Annotated in this window: 6 protein-coding genes; 4 read left to right on the top strand and 2 right to left on the bottom strand. The window is 68.8% G+C overall.

From position 1 onward, the window contains the following. Positions 1 to 307, top strand: a 307-nt coding sequence (locus Y705_RS20915) for a YdeI/OmpD-associated family protein (protein WP_173401036.1), incomplete at its 5' end; no start/stop codon positions are given. Here the strand turns inward: Y705_RS20915 and Y705_RS0101900 are convergent. Continuing rightward, entirely contained in the window at positions 304 to 1,398 is a 1,095-nt protein-coding gene (locus Y705_RS0101900) for a glycoside hydrolase family 76 protein (RefSeq protein WP_026531627.1), read from the bottom strand. The two genes, Y705_RS20915 and Y705_RS0101900, sit on opposite strands and share 4 nt — an antisense overlap. A 153-nt stretch (positions 1,399 to 1,551) precedes the next feature. On the opposite strand from Y705_RS0101900, the gene Y705_RS0101895 reads away from it, so the two are divergent. The 3 genes from Y705_RS0101895 to Y705_RS0101885 all read left to right on the top strand — a co-directional run bounded on the left by Y705_RS0101895 (position 1,552) and on the right by Y705_RS0101885 (position 4,586). Beyond that, positions 1,552 to 2,328 carry an SDR family NAD(P)-dependent oxidoreductase gene (locus tag Y705_RS0101895; RefSeq protein ID WP_026531626.1) on the top strand — a complete coding sequence of 259 codons (777 nt, stop codon included), beginning with the start codon at positions 1,552 to 1,554 and terminating at the stop codon, positions 2,326 to 2,328. Then, on the top strand, positions 2,325 to 3,518 hold the full coding sequence (locus tag Y705_RS0101890; protein WP_026531625.1) for an acyl-CoA dehydrogenase family protein: 1,194 nt from the start codon (positions 2,325 to 2,327) through the stop codon (positions 3,516 to 3,518). Before Y705_RS0101895 ends, Y705_RS0101890 begins: the two co-directional genes overlap by 4 nt. Before the next feature lie 114 nt (positions 3,519 to 3,632). Next, positions 3,633 to 4,586, top strand: a complete 954-nt coding sequence (locus tag Y705_RS0101885; RefSeq protein WP_026531624.1) for an NADP-dependent oxidoreductase — start codon at positions 3,633 to 3,635, stop codon at positions 4,584 to 4,586. 51 nt (positions 4,587 to 4,637) lie between these two features. Here Y705_RS0101885 and Y705_RS22605 read toward each other — a convergent pair. Continuing rightward, positions 4,638 to 5,830, bottom strand: a 1,193-nt coding sequence (locus Y705_RS22605; RefSeq protein ID WP_216698707.1) for a tryptophan-rich sensory protein, incomplete at its 5' end; no start/stop codon positions are given.

Here is a 5,830-nt window from a genome sequence, read left to right as displayed (position 1 = left end):
GCGAATGCGGCCCGCCGGCCGGGCGGCAGTCCGGGCAGCGAAGGACGACGGCCGCTGGGAACGCGCCTACGCCGGTTCCGCCACGGCCGAGGTGCCGGCGGATCTCCTCGCCGCCGTCGCCGCCAGTCCGGCGGCGCAGGCGACGTTCAACGTGCTGTCCGCCCAGAACAGGTATGCCCTGGTGTTTCGTCTGGGCCGGCTGAAGACCGAGGCTGCGCGGATGCGGAACATCGCGGCGTTCACGAGCATGCTTGAGCGCGGGGAGACGCTGTATCCGCAGGCCCGCAGGCCCGACGCGAAGGATTAACGGGGCCGCTGGACCCGCGCGGCGGCCTCGAGGACCATCCAGGCCTGGAGCTGGGTCGAGAGGCTGACCGGCCTGGAGCCCTGCCCGTTGCTCCCCGGCGGGAAGACCAGGGAGTGCGGGGCGTTCCCTGGGGAGCGGCGGGTCCAGAGGGAATCGGCTGTTGCCTGCAGAAGTCCGACGGCGGTCCGGGCGGCGTCCCCGGGCAAGCCCGGGGTGCGCACCGCCAGCGCGAGATAGCGGGCCAGGATGCCGGTGAAGAGCCCGGCGTCGCCCCCTGAATCCATGGTCAGTACTCCCTCGGTGTTCGCCAGTCCGGAGGCGATGGCGCCGATCAGGTGCGCGGCTTCCGTGAGGAGATCCTCGCCGCCCAGGGTCACCAGCGCGCCGAGGACCGTCCCCTGGTTGTAGGTGTGGACGGCACGGACAAGCTCGCTGTCGCCAGGGTCTATGCCGGGGCCCGTCCGGAGCCGGACGCCGTCCAGGTACAGTCCCGTGTCGTGGTCCCGGAGGGTTTTCCTCAGCCAGGTCATCAGGTCGGCGGCCCGCTCCGGCTCGCCGGAGCGGGCGAAGTACAGCGCGGCAGGCGCCGTCGTCGCTGTGTTCTTGTAGTCCCGTGTCGTATTCCAGAAGACGCCGCCGCCGAGGTGGCCGGTGGAGGCCGAGCGGAGCGCTTCGCGGAGGCCGGCGTCGCCCGAACGGCGTCGTCGTCCGGCTGAGGCGGATGCCGCCTCGAGCCGCTGGAGTGCGAGGGCGAGCCATGCCATGTCGTCGTAGTAGGAGTTGGTCCAGCGGAGGCCGTTCCGGACCCATATCCCGCGCGCGAGCCGATGCGCGCGCCGCAGGACCACGGCCGCCTCGCCCGGGTCCTTCCCCGCCAGGCGTTCGTGCTGGTCGATCAGACAGTCCAGATAGTGTGCCTGCCACCAGTAATGCCAGTGGCCACGCAGCCCCACGGGGTGCGGTGAGGCAACCGCGGCGAGCCGCGTCCCCGGCAGCCCGAGGGAACGCCCACCGAAAAGAGCCTCCACGCTGGCGGCGGCGATCTGCGCCCTCGATGCGGGATCGGACCGGGCAGCTGGCACAGTGAGCATAAAACCACCCTAGCGAACGGCAATCGGAACAGCTTTGAGCAGATTGCTCAACCCAACCGCTGCCGGGTGCGCTATGTTGTACGTCACAGTACTCTGGGCTTGGCATCCGGAATTCCCGGAGCGCCGAAACATTCGCGAGAAGGACAGGGTCCCATGGACATCGCAGGCTCAGTGGCACTGGTGACCGGGGGCGCTTCAGGTCTTGGGCGTGCAACGGCGGAAAAACTGCTCGGTGACGGCGCTTTCGTGCTCCTTGTCGATCTGCCGCAGTCCGACGGTGCCGCCCTTGCGGCGGAGCTCGGTGCGAAGGCCCGATTCGTCGGAGCCGATGTGACGGACGAAGCCCAGGTCCGGGCGGCCGTCCGTGCCGCAGGTGAACTCGGGCCGCTCCGGGTGCTGGTGAACTGCGCCGGTATCGCCACTCCAGGCAAGGTCCTCGGGCGCGACGGCGTCCTGCCACTGGCCGATTTCGCACGCGTGCTGAACGTCAACCTGATCGGGACCTTCAACGTACTCCGCCTCGCCAGCGAAGCCATGGCCGCCGTCGAACCCGTCCGGTCCGCCGGCGGTTCGGACGAGCGCGGCGTCATCATCAACACGGCCTCCGTGGCGGCGTTCGACGGGCAGGTCGGCCAGCCCGCGTACTCGGCGTCGAAGGGCGGCGTCGCTGCGATGACCCTCCCGATCGCGCGGGAGCTTGCGAGATACCTGATCCGGGTCATGACCATTGCGCCGGGCATTTTCGAAACCCCCATGATGGCGGGGCTGCCGCAGGAGGCGCAGGATTCCCTCGGCCTGCAGGTCCCCCATCCCTCGCGACTGGGCAAGCCGGAGGAGTACGCGGCGCTCGTCTCCCACATCGTCCAGAACCAGATGCTCAACGGTGAGACCATCCGGCTCGACGGAGCCATCCGGATGGCGCCGAGATGACGGACCAGCTCCCCTCAGCGGATTTCCTCGGCTTCGAATCCCTCCTCAGCAGCGCCGAACGTGAAAAGCTGCAGGACGTCCGTGACTTCCTCGCCAAGGAGGTCACGCCGCGGGCCGTGGAATGGTGGAACCGGGCCGAGTTCCCACACGGCATCCTGCCGAAACTTGCGGCGTTGAACCTCAGCACCCCGGTCCAGCAGGGCTACAGCCATCTTTTCAGCGGCATGGTGATCGCCGAGATGACGCGGGCCGACACCTCGCTTGCCACGTTCTTCATGGTCCATCACGATCTCTTCGTCGAAGCCCTCCACGAGTTCGGCTCCGAGGACCAGAAGGCCCGCCTCCTGCAGGACGCGATGGACCTGCGCATCACCGGCGCCTTCGCCCTCACCGAGCCCCAGCACGGGTCCGACGTCGCCGGAGGCATGGCCACCACCGCCACCCGGCGGGGTGACGAGTGGGTTCTCAACGGGGCCAAGCGCTGGATCGGCAACGGCACCTTCTGCGACTACATGCTGCTGTGGGCGCGGGACACCGAGACGCAGGGCATCCGGGGTTTCATCCTCGACGCCACCCTGCCCGGCGTGACGCGCACCGCCATCGACAACAAGATCGCGCTGCGGACGGTCCAGAATGCCGACATCACGCTCGACGACGTCCGGGTCTCCGAGGCCGACAGATTCGCCGGGATCTCGAATTTCTCCGACACCCGACTACTACTGCGGGGCTCCCGTATCCTCGTGGGCTGGCAGGCGGTGGGACAGCAGCTCGCCGCGTTCGACATCGCCCGCCGGTACGCGGTGGAACGCCACCAGTTCGGGCGCCCCATCGCGGGTTTCCAGTTGGTGCAGGACCAGCTGGTCACCATGATCGGCAACACCACGGCCAGCCTGGCCATGATGGCGCGCGTTGCCCAGCTGCAGGAGGACCAGCTGACAGGCCCGGCCGATGTCCCGCATCCGGGCGCCGATATGCCCCAGGCCGCACTCGCGAAGTCCTACACCACGGCACGCATGCGGGAGACGGTGGCGCTGGGCCGAAACATCCTCGGCGGCAACGGCATCGTGACCGACTACGTCATGGCGAAGGTCTTCGCGGATGCCGAAGCCGTCTACACCTACGAGGGCTCCTATGAGATCAATTCACTGATCGTCGGCCGGTCGATCACCGGAGTTTCAGCCATCGTCTGAGGCAGTACCTCGAGCGCCATGCCGACCATCAACGGAGTGGCCGCGGGAATGCGCAATACCGGCTGAGGGTTACACCCGTCGGTTCCACAAGCGCTACCGCGAAGGAGAATACTCATGAAAGCCGTCTTCTACACCGCCTATGGTGATCCCGATGTACTGCAGTACGGCGAGCAGCCCGAGCCCCGTCTGGGGCCGGATTCTGTGCTCGTCGACGTCCGGGCTTCGTCGGTGAATCCTGTCGACTGGAAGATCACCGCGGGCTACCTCGACGCCGCACTTCCCACCTACTTTCCTGTGATTCCGGGGTGGGACCTCGCCGGCGTCGTCGTCCAGCCCGGACCTGCCGCGCCTGAGTTCGCGGCCGGTGACGAAGTGATCGGCTATGCGCGGATGGACACCGTTGGACTCGGGACCTTCGCCGAGCGTGTGGCGGCCCCCGTCCGCTCCCTCGCCCGTAAACCCCGCAACACCACGTGGGCCGAGGCCGCAACGATGCCGCTTGCCGGACTGACGGCGTATCAGAGCCTTGCGGCGCTGGAGGTGGGGGAGGGCGACGTCGTCCTCGTCCACAACGGAGCCGGGGGCGTCGGCACCTATGCCATCCAGATCGCCCGCGCCTGGGGTGCCCGGGTGCTGGCCACCACCTCCGAGAAGAACTTCGACTTCCTCCGCTCCCTCGGTGCAGAACCGGTGGCGTACGGCGAGGGCGTCGGAGATCGGGTGCGCACGACGGCGCCCGACGGCGTCACCTCGATTGTGGACTTCGTGGGGGGAGACGACTGGAGCGCGACGCTGGAGAACCTCCGGTCACCGGGCCGGGTGGCGTCAGTGGTGGATCAGTCCGTTACCGGGCACGGCGGCCGCTACATCTTCGTGCGGCCGGACGCTGCGGACCTCTCCGCACTCACGGAACTGGTCGAAGCCGGCAAGGTCCGGCCGATCGTGGCGGCGACCTTCCCGCTGGACCGCGCGGCCGATGCCTTCCGCAGCAGCATCGACGGTCCCCGGGGAAAGATCGCCATCCTGATGGGATCGGACGAGGGGTCCGGGAAGTCTGTCGCAGCCTGAGCAGGACCAGGGGCTGATCGGAGGCGCGCGGTCCGGTGGCTGGGGCGCCGCCTACCGGTCCGCGTCGTCGGGGTCCCCGGCGGCCAGGAGATCGAGGGGTTCCCGTGTGGCGTCCTGCTGCGCACGGGTCCAGCGCCGGTAGTTGTGGTCCACGGCATGCCGGCGTGATCCTGCCGAGACAAGGATCAGGAAGACGGCGAAGACGGCGGCAAACGCCACCACGGGAGCATTCGGTTCCCCGAAGAACCGTTCGACGGCTATCCAGGTCAGCCCCCAGCAGGCGGCGAAGGCGACCGAGAGTCTGCCCCGGTCCGTCATGCACACCGTGATGGTCCCGAGGGCGACTGCCGCCAGGCCCACCAGCGCCCAGATGAGGCCGCCCCAGCCGAAGAGATCGCTCCGTGCGGCTGTGACAACCGAAGCGATGTTGGCCGCTGCCGCCACGATGACCCATCCCAGGTACAGGCCGAGAGGCACATCCACGAGGGCGCCTTCCCACCGCGAGCGCGGCCGTGTGCGGTTCAGGATCCGCAGGGCATACAGGAGCACACCGAGGAGGAGCAGGATCACCGCCAGGCTGACGGAGAGCATCGAGGCCTGCACGCTCACGATCCATGCGAGGTTGAGCAGCATCGAGGACGCCACCACCCAGCCGAGCCGACGCTGCCGCTTACTGGTGCGCTGGGACGGAAGCCACTGGTAGAGGGTGTAAAGGACCAGTCCGGCGTAGATGACGCTCCAGATGGTGAAAGCCCGCGAGGCAGGTGCCAGCAGCGTGGCATCTGGTGCCAGGACGCCGCCGGCGGCCTGGCTGATCGACGGACCACCGAAAGCTCCGACGCCGGCCGCGGATCCCACCACGCAGGCGACGGCCGCCAGGCTCACCACAACCTGCCGGACCCGGTCCGGATCCCAGGAACGGACGTTCGCCGTCGTGGCGGTCGCACCCTGTCGAACGAGTTTCCCTGATGCGCTCCCTGCCTCACGCAGGGCTCGGGAAGCGGCCGCGGCCCGGGCTGTTGCGGCCCTTGCCGTTGCGGCGCGGGCTGACGCCGACCGGGCGGATGCCGTCTGGGCGGTTGCCGTCTGAGCGGTTGCCGTCGGGCTGGTCGCCTCGCGTGCAGGGACGGCGCCGGGCACCTTCCCGCCTGCGTCGGGGTCCGCCCTGCCCGACGGAATCGTCGATCCTGTTTCAGGAGTCGCCAGGACCCCGGGCCGGGCCGCCTTGAGCCGCTCCAGGACCC

The sequence above is a fragment of the Arthrobacter sp. H41 genome (assembly GCF_000520535.1).
Taxonomy (GTDB): Bacteria; Actinomycetota; Actinomycetes; order Actinomycetales; family Micrococcaceae; genus Arthrobacter_D.
Note: the sequence above shows the minus strand (reverse complement) of the source record. Positions and strands in the feature narration are given on the sequence as shown.

Bases quoted from the DNA above. Each gene is read 5' to 3' on its own strand.
- Y705_RS0101885 (WP_026531624.1), top strand. From the start codon at position 3,633: ATGAAAGCCGTCTTCTACACCGCCTATGGTGATCCCGATGTACTGCAG.
- Y705_RS0101895 (WP_026531626.1), top strand. From the start codon at position 1,552: ATGGACATCGCAGGCTCAGTGGCACTGGTGACCGGGGGCGCTTCAGGT.
- Y705_RS0101890 (WP_026531625.1), top strand. From the start codon at position 2,325: ATGACGGACCAGCTCCCCTCAGCGGATTTCCTCGGCTTCGAATCCCTC.
- Y705_RS0101900 (WP_026531627.1), bottom strand. From the start codon at position 1,398: ATGCTCACTGTGCCAGCTGCCCGGTCCGATCCCGCATCGAGGGCGCAG.